Origin of the sequence: Paenibacillus sp. FSL M8-0334 (genome assembly GCF_038000405.1) — a bacterium.
Lineage (GTDB): Bacteria > Bacillota > Bacilli > Paenibacillales > Paenibacillaceae > Paenibacillus_AQ > Paenibacillus_AQ campinasensis.
This window is the reverse complement of the sequence record NZ_JBBOCH010000001.1, coordinates 2,805,262-2,821,635: the sequence shown is the minus strand read 5'-3', so window position 1 is coordinate 2,821,635 and position 16,374 is coordinate 2,805,262. Positions and strand designations below refer to the sequence as shown.

14 protein-coding genes are annotated in these 16,374 nt (G+C 55.5%); 2 read left to right on the top strand and 12 right to left on the bottom strand.

Going from position 1 to position 16,374, the window contains the following annotated elements:
- Positions 1–3: 3 nt before the first annotated feature.
- Positions 4–912: a permease-like cell division protein FtsX gene (ftsX, locus tag MKX64_RS12320; protein ID WP_095398401.1), complete on the bottom strand. Its 909-nt coding sequence runs from the start codon at positions 910–912 to the stop codon at positions 4–6.
- Positions 902–1,588, bottom strand: coding sequence for a cell division ATP-binding protein FtsE (gene ftsE, locus MKX64_RS12315; protein ID WP_095267124.1), 687 nt, complete (start codon positions 1,586–1,588; stop codon positions 902–904). The genes ftsX and ftsE overlap by 11 nt, the downstream gene beginning before the upstream one ends.
- A 227-nt stretch (positions 1,589–1,815) precedes the next feature.
- On the opposite strand from ftsE, the gene MKX64_RS12310 reads away from it, so the two are divergent.
- Positions 1,816–3,255 (top strand): VanW family protein, encoded by a 1,440-nt coding sequence (locus MKX64_RS12310; protein WP_341035971.1) that lies wholly within the window; start codon positions 1,816–1,818, stop codon positions 3,253–3,255.
- 236 nt (positions 3,256–3,491) lie between these two features.
- Here the strand turns inward: MKX64_RS12310 and MKX64_RS12305 are convergent, their stop codons facing one another.
- The gene (locus tag MKX64_RS12305) at positions 3,492–4,217 is read right to left on the bottom strand and encodes a polymer-forming cytoskeletal protein (protein WP_095398398.1); all 726 of its coding nucleotides are present in this window, start codon (positions 4,215–4,217) and stop codon (positions 3,492–3,494) included.
- Positions 4,218–4,486: 269 nt separating this feature from the next.
- Between MKX64_RS12305 and MKX64_RS12300 the strand changes: the two genes are divergently transcribed.
- Positions 4,487–5,278, top strand: a complete 792-nt coding sequence (locus MKX64_RS12300; RefSeq protein ID WP_095267014.1) for an alpha/beta hydrolase — start codon at positions 4,487–4,489, stop codon at positions 5,276–5,278.
- A 147-nt stretch (positions 5,279–5,425) separates the two neighbouring features.
- Here the strand turns inward: MKX64_RS12300 and argH are convergent, their stop codons facing one another.
- From argH to prfB, 9 genes are all read right to left on the bottom strand, one after another.
- On the bottom strand, positions 5,426–6,844 hold the full coding sequence (argH, locus tag MKX64_RS12295; RefSeq protein ID WP_095267016.1) for an argininosuccinate lyase: 1,419 nt from the start codon (positions 6,842–6,844) through the stop codon (positions 5,426–5,428).
- A 166-nt stretch (positions 6,845–7,010) separates the two neighbouring features.
- A complete protein-coding gene (locus MKX64_RS12290) occupies positions 7,011–8,243 on the bottom strand; it encodes an argininosuccinate synthase (protein ID WP_095398396.1) in 1,233 nt (410 codons plus the stop codon).
- Positions 8,244–8,379: 136 nt separating this feature from the next.
- Positions 8,380–9,336, bottom strand: a complete 957-nt coding sequence (argF, locus tag MKX64_RS12285) for an ornithine carbamoyltransferase (protein WP_341035969.1) — start codon at positions 9,334–9,336, stop codon at positions 8,380–8,382.
- 54 nt (positions 9,337–9,390) lie between these two features.
- A complete protein-coding gene (locus MKX64_RS12280; protein WP_095398394.1) occupies positions 9,391–10,578 on the bottom strand; it encodes an acetylornithine transaminase in 1,188 nt (395 codons plus the stop codon).
- Positions 10,579–10,640: 62 nt separating this feature from the next.
- The gene (gene argB / locus MKX64_RS12275; RefSeq protein WP_341035964.1) at positions 10,641–11,477 is read right to left on the bottom strand and encodes an acetylglutamate kinase; all 837 of its coding nucleotides are present in this window, start codon (positions 11,475–11,477) and stop codon (positions 10,641–10,643) included.
- Positions 11,478–11,611: 134 nt separating this feature from the next.
- Positions 11,612–12,838: a bifunctional glutamate N-acetyltransferase/amino-acid acetyltransferase ArgJ gene (argJ, locus tag MKX64_RS12270; RefSeq protein WP_095267025.1), complete on the bottom strand. Its 1,227-nt coding sequence runs from the start codon at positions 12,836–12,838 to the stop codon at positions 11,612–11,614.
- Between the two features lie 20 nt (positions 12,839–12,858).
- Positions 12,859–13,911 carry an N-acetyl-gamma-glutamyl-phosphate reductase gene (gene argC / locus MKX64_RS12265; RefSeq protein WP_341035961.1) on the bottom strand — a complete coding sequence of 351 codons (1,053 nt, stop codon included), beginning with the start codon at positions 13,909–13,911 and terminating at the stop codon, positions 12,859–12,861.
- Positions 13,912–14,202: 291 nt separating this feature from the next.
- Complete coding sequence (locus MKX64_RS12260) at positions 14,203–15,117, bottom strand: YitT family protein (protein ID WP_341035959.1); 915 nt, start codon at positions 15,115–15,117, stop codon at positions 14,203–14,205.
- A gap of 27 nt (positions 15,118–15,144) precedes the next feature.
- Positions 15,145–16,258 (bottom strand): peptide chain release factor 2 gene (gene prfB / locus MKX64_RS12255; RefSeq protein ID WP_141235842.1). Its coding sequence is split into 2 segments (ribosomal slippage): positions 15,145–16,185 and positions 16,187–16,258, totalling 1,113 coding nucleotides; the frame shifts between segments, so codons are not numbered across the junction.
- Positions 16,259–16,374 lie beyond the last annotated feature (116 nt).

Here is a 16,374-nt window from a genome sequence, read left to right as displayed (position 1 = left end):
TTTTTACACCTTCAAAAATTTCCGAATCGACATGGTGCTGCCCCAGATTCCGATGGCCATTCCAAGCGCGATGATGATGCCGCCCAGAAGCAGCCACAGATCTCCAAGCGGGATCAGGCTTTGCGCCAGCGTCATATCTGCCTGTGCTGCGGCGAACAGCCGCTGATAGCCGGCAAACAGGAGCCCGACGGTAATGATAGAGCCGAAAAATCCAAGCAAAGCGCCCTCCACAAAGAAAGGCCAGCGGATGAACGAATTGGTAGCGCCCACCAGCTTCATAATGCCAATCTCGCGGCGTCTGGCCAGAATCGTCACTCGAATGGTATTCGAGATCAGGAACATCGACATCAGCGCGAGCCCGGCTACAAATATAAATCCGATATTCCGGACGGTGCGTGTAATCTTGAACAGCGTTTCGACGGTGTCTTCCCCGTACTTCACCCGAAGAATCGGCTCCACCGGATACTTCTCATTCAGCGCGCTGATCTTGTCGGCTACAAATGGTACCGTAGTGGGCTCGATGACCGAGATTTCAAACGCATCAGGGAGCGGGTTGCGATCTCCCTCGCTGTAACCCTCCAGCCATTCGGAACCCAGCGTCTCCTCCAGCTCTTTCAAACCGTCGTCCTTGGACACGAATTTGATCGACTTGACCTCAGGCATCGATTCAATCTCCTGCCTAACCGTCTCGCGCATCTCCTCATCCACATTGAGATTCAGATATGTGTTGACTTGAACATTACTATCTGCTTTATCGGCAAGCGCATTGACATTCATGACAAGCAGAATGAAAACGCCGAGAATAAATAAGGACACGATGATGGACGTAATGGATGCCAGCGACATCCACCCGTTTCGAATAACGCTCTTCGCCCCTTCCCGCAAATGCCGCAAGAGGGTTCTAAAACTCATAGCCGTACTCCCCTCTCTGCTGGTCACGGACGATCTGTCCGCGTTCTATGGCAAGTACGCGCTTGCGCATCGTATTGACAATTTCCTTGTTGTGCGTCGCCATTACGATGGTCGTTCCCCGGAAGTTAATCTCGTCGAGCAGCTGCATAATGCCCCAGGACGTCTCCGGATCCAGGTTGCCGGTGGGCTCGTCCGCAATAATGACCGCAGGGTTGTTGACAATCGCCCGTGCGATGGCAATCCGCTGCTGCTCCCCGCCTGACAGCTGGGATGGCTGACGATGCGCCTTGGCCTTCAGACCGACCAGATCCAGCACCTCCATGACCCGCTTCTTGATCAGCTTCGGCGGCGCTTCGATCGCCTCCATCGCAAACGCCACATTCTCGTAAGCGGTCAGCTTGGGCAGAAGACGATAGTCCTGAAAAATAACCCCGATATTTCGGCGAACATAGGGGATCTTGCGCTGCTTCAGCTTTCCGATGTTAAATCCATTCACGGAAATCTGCCCTTTGGTAGGCACTTCTTCTCTATAGATAAGCTTCATGAATGTTGATTTACCCGCGCCGGACGGACCGACGACGTATACAAATTCATTGCGGTTGATCTTAACCGATACGCCTTGAAGCGCATGCGCTCCGTTCGGATAAGTCTTCCACACGTCCTGCATTTCGATCACTTCATCACTTCCCAACACATAGTTAGCCTTTATACTTTCGACAGTTTCCATGGAATTCCTTTAAAAACCACGGAATTTCCTCACGACATTACCTATTGTAACAAATTTGTTACCTTTTGAGTAGCCGAAAGTTTGAAGGCTCTCTGACATATATATGAACAAGTGCATGTCACACACAGATCCCGTGCATGAACTCCGGCCAATACGAAGTAAAAGGTGGTCTCTTCATGAAAAAAATTCATCTTGGTTTTATTGTTGTTATCGGTTTGGTGCTAATCAGTTCAGTGGGGTACGGTCTGCTCCACTTGTATACAGATCAGACCAAATTGCCAAAGGGCGTCGTGGTGTCCGGCTGGGATGTCGGCGGACAGGAGGCGCAAACGGTGCTTGAGGAGCTGGAGCAGCGGCTGAACACGATGCAAGACGTCAGGCTGGAGCTGCAGGCCGACGGTTTGAAGGGGCAAACAGAGCAACTCTCGCTCGGTGAGGCAGGAGTGACGTTTCATGCAGAGGAATTTATCGACGCAGTCAATAAGCTGTCCGAGGGGAATATATGGACCCGGGCCATGTACCGGAAAAACTTCGAGAGAAACTTCGAGTTGTCCGCTCACTGGAACCGGGATGTTCTGAAGGCACGATATTCCGAAGAATGGGAGAAGAAGCGTTTCGGGGAACCCGTCAACGCCGTGCGGAGCATTTCAGAGGATGATGTGGTCAGGTACACGCCGGAAAGAACCGCTTACCGGATCGACTGGCCGCTCTTCTACGACCGGTTCAGCGCCGCCATTCCGGGTGAATTCTCCGATCTGGAAGCCGGGCAGCAGGAGGGCATCGCCGTCGAGCTTCCCCTCACATTGATGCAGCCTGCGCAGACGGTCAAATCGCTCAAGGCGGAAGGAATCGAGCGGAAAATCATCGAGACCTCAACCTCCCTCGGGGCGAGCGCACCCGGCAGGGTACATAACGTCACCGCTGCGGCCAAGGCGGTGGACGGGATGATCCTCAAGCCCGGCGATGAATTCAACTATGCTCATATTATCGAGATTGCCGAGAAGGAATACGGCTTCCAGGAGGCTCCGGTCATCGTGAACGGCAGGCTGGTGCCGGGAATCGGCGGGGGAATCTGTCAGGTATCGAGCACGGTTTATCATGCGGCACTGCTGATCGGGCTCGAGATTACCGAGCGTCGCAATCATTCCTTGCCCGTCAGTTACATGCCGAAGGGGCAGGATGCTACCTTCGCCGAAGGGGCGATCAACTTCCGGTTTCGCAACAACACCGGCAAGCATCTGTTAATCCGCTCCGAGGTTATAGACGGAACCCTGACACTAAAAATGTTCGGGACCTTCCCGGAAAACACCGTCTATGAGCTGGAATCGAAAACGGTTGAGACGCTGCCTTCCCCGGAGAAAATCATTCATAACGCCGCACTTCCGCCCGGATTCCGGCAAGTGATCCAGAACGGAAAGCCGGGGTATGTCGTCGAAACCTACCGGACCAAGAAGGTGAACGGCAGCGTGGTCGAAACCGAAAGAATCTCCAAGGACACGTACCGGGCACAGAGCAGCATCATCGCGATTAATCCGAAAGGGGCCGGAATGCCTGAGGCGCCCGAAACGCCGCAGGAGAAAATCGTCGAGGACGGTATCAGCACAGACACGCCTTAAACGGCAGCGATGACCTGACACCAGCATACTTCCCTGCCCAGGCTCATGAGGTGGGATGCCCTCTGCGCCTGCCTGTTGGCCTGCGTACGGCGTCACATGGCTGACGGCAATCGATGGACTGCATGTGGTGGCCCACTCACTCCACCGCCCGGGAACCGCGTAAAAGCCCGCAGACAGCTGAGCATTCAGCATCTGCGGGCTTTCATGAAAGTTGAAGGCCAAACGACCTTGACGCATCAGATCCGCCGCGCTTCGCCAACCTTGGCTTGAGGGTCCTGATGCAGTTCGTCCCTGTATTCCACCAGACGTACCTTACAGCCTTGGCCGAGCGTCACGCGATTTCCGCGCACGATATCGGCCTCGGTAAACTCCAGATGAAGAACATCGCCTTCGATCAGATCGGCTTCAAGCCCCGGCATTTTGCAAGAAAAATTCAGGAGATCCCAGAACTTCTTTCCTTTTCTTGTGACGGCAACGTCATCCCCGATGATCTCCATCGCCTTGCAGGGGCCAACCATCTGGATATCCGCTTTGCCGATATGCAGTCTGCCGTCCACATGGAAGCTTCCCTTGGACTGCATCACCTCGCTCTGCACATCGCCGTGCACGCTAAGGCTGCCTGTCAGCTCCAGCTCCTGGGACTGGCACTGCCCCTTGATGGCACAATGCCCTGCCACATAGATCGAACGAGACCTGACATTTTGTTTGAAGCCGCCGCTTCCATATATTTTCATAGACTCCGATTGGACAGGTCCCTCCACGCTTGCCGAGCCATGAATGCGAATCGCTTCAGCCTTCAATTGTCCCTGCACCTTCGCACTGCCGTTGGCAACAAAGTCATGGCAGTCCACATCGCCGTTTACCGTGCCAGCGCCGTCGATCTTCACTTTATCGTACACGCCGCCTGAACCGTTTCCTGCACCGGATATTTTCAGGTCGCTTCTCTTTTCGTATGCACTCATGGGAGGCCCTCCGATTCTCTCAGGTTAGATATCAGCATCCCGGGTCCGTCCGGGTCTGCCAACGCTCTATTTCATTACACCCACTGTAGCACATTGCCCGCTTGCCTGTAACCGACCGCTGGCGGATAGACGCCTCGGTCTCAAGACCGAGAAGAAGCTATCATTCTAGCGCGCCGGATATGATATGATCAAAGTACAGCTAATGATGCTGCCAAGAAATTCCGTTAGATGTCATTCCAACCTTCTATTCTGAAAGGAGTTCGTTCATCATGGCACTGATCGAATGTCGTTTCTTCTCGGAAGTGCTCGGCTTGAGCACGTCCATGACCGTAATTCTCCCGCAGCAGACCGCCACCCAGATCGGCATGGAGGGCCGCGTGCGCGCCGAGCGCCATCCGGTGCTGTATTTGCTGCACGGGCTGTCCGACGATGACTCCATCTGGCTGCGCCGGACATCGATTGAACGGTATGTCGCCCAAATGGGCATCGCCGTAGTCATGCCGCAGGTTCATCGCAGCTTCTATACCGACATGGAGTACGGCGGCAAGTATTGGACGTTTATCAGCGAAGAGCTGCCTACGCTGGCCAGATCCTTCTTCCCGCTGTCGCATGAGCGGGAGGACAATTTCGTAGCCGGACTGTCGATGGGCGGCTACGGGGCATTCAAGCTGGCGCTTCGCCGGCCGGATGCTTTTGCCGCTGCAGCCAGCCTGTCCGGCGCGCTCGATATGGCCGGCGCCCTCCGTAATCCGTATGCGCCCGAGCGTCAGTTTGACTTCAAGCTCATCTATGGTGAGCAGGACATTACCGGAACCGAGAATGACCTGCTGCATCTGGTAAAGGAACTGGATCGCTCCGAAGGGCCGAAGCCTAAACTCTATCAATGCTGCGGAACTGAAGATTTCTTGTATGAGAGCAATCAGAATTTCAAGCAGGTGTGCGAAGAAACCTCGCTTGATTATACTTACGAAGAAGGTCCAGGCTCCCATGAATGGGGCTACTGGGATGCCAAAATCCAGGATGTGCTGAAATGGCTCCCGCTGAGATCAACGCAGGCGTAACTTCGCCCTGCACCACGAAAGACGAGCACCGGCCCGGCGCTTCGGTCTGGCTGGCTCGCTGATTCTGGATCGCAAGCAAAAAAGGTCGAAGCCCCCGCTCATCACGAGCAGGTCTTCGACCTTTACTATTGTCATACACCGGCTGACTTACCCGTTGCTTGATACGCTGTGCGCCTCGACCCATGCTTTCGTTGCACTCAGCGTCTGCTCGGCACGGCCGATCGCGGCTTGAACCTGAGGCTCGGCAGTACCTCCATACACATTACGGGCATTCACAACCGTCTCCGGCTGGAGCACATGATAGATGCTGTCATCGAACAGCTCGGAGAACTGCTTGAACTCCTCGATGCTCAGATCCAGCAAATATTTGTTGTTCTGAATGCAGTACAGTACCGTTTTGCCGATCACTTCATGCGCCTGACGGAACGGCATGCCTTTGCCAACGAGGAAGTCGGCAATATCGGTCGCGTTGGAGAAATCGGTATTCACCGCCTCACGCATCCGCCCCTTGTTCACCTTCATCGTCGCAATCATCGGCGCGAACAGCTGCAGCGCTCCCTCCAGCGTTGCAACCGTGTCGAACATGCCTTCCTTGTCTTCCTGCATATCCTTGTTGTAGGCCAGCGGAAGAGATTTCAGCACGGTCAGAAGACCCATCAGGTTGCCGTAGACACGGCCAGTCTTACCGCGCACCAGCTCCGGCACATCCGGATTTTTCTTCTGTGGCATAATGCTGCTGCCTGTGCAGAAGGCATCGTCCAGTTCAATAAAGTTGAACTCCGTGCTGCTCCATAGCACCAGCTCCTCGCTCAGGCGGGACAGATGCATCATGATGATGGAGGCATGCGACAAAAACTCAAGGATGAAATCCCGGTCACTGACCGCATCCAGGCTGTTCTCGTACACGCCATCAAAGCCAAGCTGCTCGGCTACAAAATGACGATCAATCGGGAACGTCGTGCCCGCCAGCGCCCCCGCGCCGAGCGGCAGCAGGTTAATCCGCTTGTAGCTGTCGATCAGGCGGTCCACATCCCGCTGGAACATCGACACATACGCCATCAAATGATGCGCGAACAGAATCGGCTGGGCACGCTGCAGATGGGTGTAGCCCGGAATAATCGTGTCCAGATTCTCTCTGGCCTGTCCAAGCAGCGCCGCTTGCACTTCATGCAGCATGCCCGTCAGCGCCACTACCCGGTTCCGCAAATACAGATGCATGTCCGTTGCCACCTGGTCGTTACGGCTGCGTCCGGTATGCAGCTTGCCGCCGACCGGCCCGACCTCCGCAATCAGATTTTTCTCAATGTTCATGTGAATGTCTTCATCCGACACCGAAAAGTCAACGCTTCCTTCACGGATGCGATCCAGCACCTTGTTCAGCCCCGCCTTGATCGTCTCCACGTCCTCTTGCGGCAGGATGCCGCATTTGCCCAGCATCGTCACATGGGCCAGGCTGCCCTGGATATCCTCTTCGGCCAGCTGTTTGTCAAACCCGATTGACGCCGTATATTCCTCAACCAATGCGTTTGTTTGCTTCGTAAAACGTCCGCCCCATAGCTTGCTCACACCTTTTGCCCCTCTCTTACTTAAGGCAGATGGCCGCTTCCCGCCGAAAGAATGGCAAGTTGGCATTCGATCCGGATCCCCCAGACCGCTACCTCCCTCACTCCGACATGAAAACGGCCTTCCGCCTAAACTTGTATCTTCGCGATTCCGGCACGAAACTCGTTCGTTATTGATTCTGATCGACACCGGCGGCTACTTTAAGCCGCAGGGCGTTCAAACGGATGAAGCCTGTAGCATCGCCTTGGTCGTAGGCCTGCGTCGGATCCGCCTCCATCGTTGCGATGTCCGGATTGTACAGGCTGACCGGGCTTTTCACACCAGCGCCGATGATGTTGCCTTTGTACAGCTTCAGGCGAACCGTACCGCTGACATTCTTCTGGCTCTCTGTAACCAGCGCCTGAATGGCCAGCCGCTCCGGCGCGAACCAGAAGCCGTTGTACACCAGCGTGCTGTAGCGTGTGATCAGGCTGTCCCGCAGGTTCATCACCTCGCGGTCCATCGTGATCGACTCCATCTTGCGGTGCGCGGTGAACAGAATCGTTCCGCCCGGTGTCTCGTACACGCCCCGGCTCTTCATGCCCACAAAGCGGTTCTCCACCATATCCACCCGACCGATGCCGTGCTTGCCGCCAAGCTCGTTCAACTTCTCCATGACCTGAAGCGGCGTCAACGACTCGCCATTGATCGCAACGACGTTCCCCTGCTTGAACTCAAGCTCAACGTATTCAGGCTCATTCGGCGCATCCTCCGGCGACACGCTGAGCAGGTACATATCCTTGTTCTCCTCAGCGCTTGCATCAAACCATGGATCCTCCAGCACGCCGCTCTCATAGCTGATATGAAGCAGGTTGCGGTCCATGGAGTACGGCTTCGCTGCAGAAGCCGTTACCGGAATGCCGTGGGCTTCCGCATAAGCGATCATCTCTGCGCGACCCGGGAACTGGTTGCGGAACTCCTCCAGCCGCCATGGCGCGATGACATCAATCTCCGGCGCCAGCGCTGCCGCGCCAAGCTCAAAGCGAACCTGGTCATTCCCTTTGCCAGTCGCGCCGTGCGCGATCGCAGTTGCTCCTTCCGCACGGGCAATGTCTACCATGCGCTTGGCAATCAGCGGACGGGCGATGCTTGTACCGAGAAGATACTGCCCTTCATACATCGCGCCCGCCTGGAACATCGGGAAGATGAAGTCATTGGCAAACTCATCCCGCAGGTCGTCGATATACACTTTGGAAGCACCGGTCGCAAGCGCCTTTTCCTCCAGGCCGTCCAGCTCTTCCTTTTGCCCGATATCCGCGGTGAACGCAATAATCTCTGCGTCGTAGGTTTCCTTCAGCCATTTCAGAATGACCGACGTGTCGAGACCGCCCGAATACGCCAGTACGATTTTTTGTTTAGCCATCTTATCCAAACTCCCTCTCCCTGTTACTTCAAAATCTCATCAGAATCTCATCTTATCCGTCGTTCGTGCCGCCATCGTATTCAGCCTGTTGCTGTTGCAGACCAGCAGCCGATGTTCTTACGATCGTTCTAGCTTATTATCCCATCAAAGCAACCATCAGCGCTTTCTGCGCATGAAGGCGATTCTCCGCCTGATCAAAAATGACGGAATTCGGTCCGTCGATCACGCCTTCACTGACCTCTTCCCCGCGATGGGCTGGCAGGCAGTGCAGGAACAGATAATCCGGCTTCGCAGCCTTGACGAGATCCTCATTCACCTGATAGTTGGCAAAGGCCGCTTCCCGCTGCGCCTGCTCCTCTTCAAAGCCCATGCTTGCCCACACATCCGTATATACAACATCGGCATCCTTGGCCGCCTCGATCGGGTCCTGGGTCACCGTAATCTGACCGCCGCACTCGGCTGCAATCTCACGGCTCAGCTGCACGATGCCGGCATCCGGCTGGTAGCCCTCCGGACTTGCGACAGCCACATGCATCCCCATCTTCGCCCCGCCGATCAGGAGGGAGTGGGCCATGTTGTTGCCGTCCCCGATGAAGGCCATCTTCAGCCCCTTCAGCTTGCCCTTATGCTCCAGCACCGTCTGCAGGTCAGCCAGCACCTGGCAAGGATGCGCCATGTCGCTCAGCCCGTTAATGACCGGGATCGAAGCATATTTCGCCAGATTGACCACATTGTCATGGCCAAATGTGCGGATCATGATGCCGTCCAAATAGCGGGACATGACCTGGGCCGTGTCGCTGATCGGTTCTCCGCGCCCGAGCTGAATGTCGTTTTTGCTCAGGAACAGCGCGTGTCCGCCAAGCTGGAACATACCGGCTTCGAACGAAACCCGCGTCCGTGTGGACGACTTCTCAAAGATCAGTCCGATCGTCTTTCCCTTCAGCGGCTGGTACACCTCTCCGCTCTTCTGTTTGCGCTTGAGCTCTATCGCCGAGTCAAGCAGATACTGGATTTCCTCGGTTGAATAATCGTCCAGCTCGATCATGTCGCGCCCTTTCAGGTTCAATTGCTGCACTTGTCCGCTAGCGGCCATAAACTGCATCCTCCTTGCTGTATCTAATCGATGTTCTCATTGTATCACGACTCTCTATGCCTGGTTAACCGCCGTATGCTCCTGAATGAGTGTAGCCAGCAGTTCGACTGCCTGATCCATCTCCTCACGGGTGACATACAGATTAGGGAGCAGACGGATCACGTTCGGTCCGGCTGTGACAAACAGCAGCCCCCGGCTTTGACCTTTCAGCACCAGCTCACCGACCGGCTCCGCGCATTCCATCCCGATCAGAAGACCCTTGCCCCGGATCGCTTTGACAAAAGGATGGCTGCCCAGCTTCTCGTTCAGCTTGCCCATTAAGTACTCGCCCGCTTCTGCCGCTCGCTGCGGCACCTGATCCTCCAGCATCGTTTCGATGGTGGCAGTGACCACTGCGCTTGCCAGCGGCGTGCCGCCGAAGGTGGAGGCGTGGCTCCCCGCCGTGAAGGCTTCACGCAGGAAGCCCTTGCCGAGCATGGCGCCTACCGGAAAGCCGGAGCCGAGGCCTTTGGCCACCGTGAAGATATCCGGCTCAATCCCGTAATGCTCATGCGCGAACAGCTTGCCTGTACGCCCCATGCCGGTCTGAACCTCGTCGGCGATGAGAAGCAGGCCATGCTGCTTGCACAGCTCGCTGACCGCCTTCAGAAACTCCGGATCCACCGGATGCACGCCGCCTTCGGCCAAGACCATCTCCAGCATGATCGCCGCCGTATCCTTCGTAATCGCTGCCTCCAGTGCCGGAAGATCATGCAGCGGCACCGTCTTGAAGCCGGCTGGAAGCGGAAGAAATCCGTCCTTCACCTTGTCCTGACCGGTCGCGGTCAACGTTGCCAACGTGCGTCCATGGAAGGATTGCGCGAAAGTGATGATCTCAAAGCGCTGCGTTCCCTTCACTTTCTGGTGATAGCGGCGCGCCAGCTTGATGGCGGCTTCATTCGCCTCTGCCCCGCTGTTGCAGAAAAAGACCGCATCCGCGCACGTATTTGCCGTCAGCAGCTCGGCCGCTTTTTCCTGGCCCGGAATATGGAACAGATTGGATACATGCCACAGCTCATCCAGCTGTCCCTTCAGCTTCTCCTTGACCTTGGCAGGGGCATGACCGAGATTGGTCACCGCCAGGCCTGACATAAAGTCCAGGTATTTGTTCCCCTGGTCATCCCATAGCCAGCTGCCTTCCCCTTTCACCAGACTGATCGGATATCTCGCATACGTTTGGAACAACGAGCTTTCTTTTCCCATGACCCTCCACGCTCCTTCGGCTTTCAATGGTTTAATGATGTATGAAATAATTCCGCCTGCATTTACATCCGCACAATGCGTGTACCGAGCTTCTCCCCTGCCAGCACGCGGCTCAGCACATTCGGCTCGCTTCCGTCCACGATCACGACCTCGCGCACCTGGCCATGGATGCAGCTGATCGCTGCTCTGACCTTCGGAATCATGCCGCCGTAGATTTCACCCGTTCCGATCATATCCTCGATCTGTTGGACGGTCACGGAAGGAAGTACCCGCTTCTCGCTTCCGGATCCTTTCAGGATGCCCGGCACGTCAGTAACCACGATCATCTGCTGCACGCCGAGATGAGAGGCCACTGCCCCTGCCGCCGTATCGGCATTAATGTTGTATCGCTGTCCTGCAGCGTCCACGCCAATCGGCGCTACAACCGGGATATACCCCATATCCATCATGCCCGTCAGGATCGGGGACTTTACATCAGTAACATCGCCTACAAAGCCGACCTCCTCATGATTCGTCACTGGCTTTGCCTGAATGAGCGCGCCATCGGAGCCTGACAGACCGATCGCCTGGCCGCCCGCACGCTGGATTCGGCGCACGATCTGCTTGTTAATGGTGCCTGCAAGCACCATCTCGACCACGTCCAGCACCTCTTCCGTCGTTTTCCGAAGTCCGTTCACGAACTCCGTCTCGATGCCCAGCTTCTCCAGATTGCCAGAGATGGCAGGTCCGCCGCCATGAACGATGACCGCATGGACTCCCTGCTGCTGCAGCTTCTCCAAATCCTCGAAAAAGCTATCCGGAAGGGCAGCCAGCGTGCTGCCCCCGCATTTCATGACAAACGTCCCGCCGGCGGCTACAGCCCCCTGCTGCTGCTCCTGGTGTTCTGTCACACTTTTCATGTTTCGTCCCCTCCTGATCCGAACTTGTTAAGCTGTTTCCATATTTCATACCCGTGAATTTAGGTTCTCACGCGTAATCTGATCTCAATATCGTCTCTCGATATCGCCGCTTCCCCGTTGCCTTGACCGGCCTATTATGTCCGGTATGCCGCATTAATCCGCACATAGTCGTATGTGAGGTCGCAGCCCCACGCAGTTGCACTGCCGCTTCCGATATGCAGGTCCACGTTAATTTCCACCATGCTGCCCTGCAGGTAGGCAAGCGCAGCCTCCTCGTCAAAAGGAACCGGTCTGGACTGCTCCAGCACATGGATCGGGCCGATGTGAATGTCCACCGTCTCCGGGTTCACTGGACGTCCTGCGCGCCCGACGGCTGCAATAATTCGGCCCCAGTTGGCGTCCGCGCCAAACATCGCCGATTTGACCAGGCTCGAGCCGATCACGGTCTTCGCAATCGCCTGCGCGTCCTCGTCGCACTCTGCGCCTTTGACCCGCACTTCGATCAGCTTCGAGGCCCCTTCGCCGTCACGGGCAATCGCCATCGCCAGCACCCGGCACACATCATGGAATCCGGCCGCAAAGGCCTCCCAGTCCGGATGAGCCGGCGTTAGCGGTTCGTTGCCTGCAAGGCCGCTCGCCATTGCAATCAGCATGTCATTCGTGCTCGTATCTCCATCTACCGTAATCATATTAAAGGTTGTATTGGTTGTATCGCGCAGCAGCTGCTGCAGCGCTTCCTGATCGATAACCGCATCGGTCGTCACGAACCCAAGCATTGTTGCCATATTGGGATGAATCATGCCGGAGCCTTTGGCCGCACCGCCGATGGTCACATCGACTCCGTTCACCTTGACGGTGACGCAGGCTTCCTTCTTCACCAGATCCGTTGTCAAAATCGCCTGGCTGAACGCTTCAGCGCCTTCCGCATCCCCGCTGAGGCGGGCAGGCAGCCCGGTAATGCCCGAGGTCACCCGGTCCATCGGGAGAAGCTCGCCGATAACGCCTGTCGAAGCAACGGCCACATCGTCCTCTGCCACGTCAAACTGCTCAGCAGCGCTCGAACGCATGACGTAAGCGTCCTCCAATCCCTGCTTGCCTGTGCAGGCATTCGCATTACCGCTATTGACCACAATCGCCCGCAGCTTGCCGCTGCGGAGGCTCTCCCGCGTCACCTGAAGCGGGGCAGCCTGCACCGCATTTGTCGTATAGACCGCCGCCGCAGTTGCAGCCACGTCGCATACAATGGCCCCGAGATCATGACGATCCGTCTTCTTAAGCCCGCAATGCAAACCTGCGGCTTTGAATCCTTTCGGCGTTACAATACTTCCACCATCAACGATCGCATACAGCTTCTGTTCCATGTTCATGTCCCCTCGTCCGCTTACGGATACACTGGTGTAAACGTAAGTCCGAGGCTTTCCTCCCATCCCATCATCAAGTTGAGGTTCTGAATCGCCTGACCTGCAGCACCTTTCACCACATTATCGATGACCGATATGAAGGTTACCCGGTTGGTGCGGGCATCGACGGAAAAGCCGATATCGCAGTAGTTGGACCCGCTAACCTCTTTCGTTGCCGGCCATACGCCTTTATCGCGGATGCGGACAAATCGGCGTCCTTCATAATACTGGCGATACAGTTCGATCAAATCATCTTCAGTATATGTGCCCAGAAGCGATGCGTACATCGTACTCATAATTCCTCTTGTCATCGGTACGAGATGAGTAGTGAACGTAACCGTCACCGGCGCTCCGCTCACCTGGCTCAGTACCTGCTCGATTTCAGGAATGTGCTGATGCTTATTCACTTTATAGGCTTTGAAGTTTTCGTTAATCTCCGCATAATGCGTCGTCAAGCTCGTTCCGCGGCCTGCACCCGAAACGCCTGATTTCGCATCAATGATCAGCGTCTTCGGGTCAATCCAGCCCGCGCTGAGCGCCGGGATAAGTCCCAGCAGCGTCGCGGTCGGGTAACAGCCCGGGTTCGAAATGAAGGACTGTCCCGTGACTTCGCTACCAAATACTTCGCTTAACCCGTAAACCGCCTTGTCCAGCCACTCGCTGTCCGGCGCCGGGTGCTTATACCATGCTTCATATACGCTACCGTCCTTGAGGCGGAAGTCACCGGATAAATCAACGACCTTCAGCCCCGCCGCCAGCAGCTGCGGAACGAGCTTGGCACTGACGCCCGAAGGAGTGGCCGTAAACACGACATCGGCCACAGCGGCAATGTCAGCCGGCTCAACACCATCCAGATTCCGTTCAATGATATGGGTTAAATGCGGGAAGCCCTCCGATATCGGCACACCTGCGCTGGACGAAGAAATGACCGATGTGATCTCCACATTCGGGTGCGCCTGCAATAGTCGAATCAGCTCCACTCCGCCGTAGCCTGTTGAACCTACGATTGCAACTCTCAACTTCTCTTGTACCATTATGACTCATCCTCTCTCCACGTACTGCTGGGCAAGCATGTATACGACAAGCGGCTCTGGCCGCCAGGCTAAACGATCATCGATTTCTGTTATCCGTCTCATAAATATGTATTATTATACGACCTCATTCATATAAATACAATGGTTATTCATAAAAACAAAAAAATACAGCTTCTGCAGGCGGTCAGCCTGCAGAAGCTGTATCTATACTTTCCCTATCATAAGGATCCTTCAAAAAGCACATATCGTGATAGAAGCTGGCGTGTTCGTGGTCATCCGCTCACCAGGAGATCAGGACGATCCTTTAATATCCCGAAAGCCCTCGCCGAGCACCTCATGCGCATTGCTGATAATGACAAATGCATCAGGCGCTACCGACTGGACAACCGTCTTCAGCCTCGGAATCTCGCTCTGGCTCACCACGACCATCAGCACCGTTCGCTTCTCGCCGGTGTAGCCTCCCTCGGCCGTCAGCTTTGTTAACCCCCGGTCCATATCTTCCAGTATGGCTTTTGTTATCGGCTCCGTACGATCCGATATAATATATGCGACCTTGGTGAAGCTGAAACCAAGCTCGATACCGTCGATCACCTTGCCGGTCACATAAAGACCGATAAGCGCGAACAACGCCTGCTCAGGCGACAGCACCAGCGCAGCCAAGGAGATCACGATTGCGTCCATCAGCACGACGCTGATGGAGAAGCTGAGTCCGCTGTATTTCTGCAGGAGCTGTGCCACGATCGTCATTCCGCCGGTGGAGCCGCGTCCGCGATAGACCAGCCCCATCCCAATCCCGACGCCGATCCCTCCATAAATGGAGGCCAGCAGGGCATTGGAGGTTGGAACCGGCCAGTCCTTCGTCAAATAAACGAATAGCGGGAGCACGATGCTCCCAAGCAGCGAGCGAATGCCATACTCCTTGCCCAGCAGCCAGAAGCCCAGAATGAAGAGCGGGATGTTGAGTCCCCACTGCGTATAGGCCGGCTCGATGCCTAGCCAGGCTTCAGCCAGAACCGACAGGCCGGCCACGCCGCCTGAAGCAATCTGGTTCGGCAGAAAGAATAAATTAAACGATACGGCCATAATAAATGAGCCGATAATGATAAACAAAGTATCGACAGTCTGTCGAAGCGGGCCGTTCATCGGGATGAGCGGCTCGCGTTTCTTTGGGTTGCGAACATTCGCGTTACGAACGGATTGGGCCATAACGGGTCAAATCTCTCCTCAGGGGTCTTATTCGGCGTCGTGCCGGATCTGGCTGCGCAAATAACCATCAATGAAAGCATCCAGATCTCCGTCCATCACCGCACCGACATTTCCGGTTTCCACCTGGGTCCGGTGATCCTTGACCATACTGTAAGGATGGAACACATACGAACGGATCTGGCTTCCCCAAGCGATGTCAGATTGCTCACCGCGAATCTCGGCCAGTTCCTTCTGCTGTTCTTCCAGCTTCCGTTCATACAGCTTGGAGCGAAGCATCGTCATCGCGCGCTCGCGGTTCTTGATCTGGGAGCGCTCGTTCTGACAGGTGACAACGATCCCGGTCGGGATATGGGTGATCCGGACCGCTGAGTCCGTTGTATTGATATGCTGTCCGCCAGCGCCGCTAGCGCGGTACGTATCGATCTTCAAATCCTCGGTACGGATTTCGATCTCAACATCATCCGTAATCTCCGGCACAACATCACAGGATACAAACGAGGTATGGCGCCGACCGGAAGAGTCGAACGGCGAGATGCGTACGAGACGGTGCACCCCTTTCTCCGCCTTCAGGTAGCCATAGGCGTTGAAGCCTTTGATGAGGAGCGTCACGCTCTTGATGCCAGCTTCATCCCCCGGCAGATAATCCAGCGTCTCTACCTTAAAGCCGCGCTTTTCCGCCCAGCGGGTATACATTCGGTGCAGCATTTGCCCCCAGTCTTGAGACTCGGTTCCGCCAGCGCCCGGGTGCAGCTCCAGAATGGCATTCATTTTGTCATAGGGCTGATTCAGCAGCAGCTGAAGCTCGAAATCCTCCACCCGCTTCACCAGCTCCTTGACGGACTCGCCGAGCTCACCGCTGAGCGATTCGTCGCCCTCTTCATCCGCAAGCTCGATCATGACAACCGCATCGTCATATTCCTGCTGCAGCTTCTGATATTGCTCCACACTGGATTTGACGCCATTCAATTCCGAAATGATGCTCTGGGCCTTCTCATTGTCATCCCAGAAATCCGGTGCAGCCATCTTTTCTTCTAAGCTCTCAATGACCTCCTGCTTGTAATCTAAGTCAAAGAGACCCCCTAAGGTTGGTTAGTTTCTTGCTAATCTCGCGCAGGTCTTGCTTTACACTTGGATCGATCATATGTTTATCGCCCTTTCTCTAATCCGTATTTCGATTTATAGTATATCCTGTTCTACACGAAAAGCGTGACGAAATATCCATTTATTCACATAAACTCCCTTAAGGAACAGCGGTAT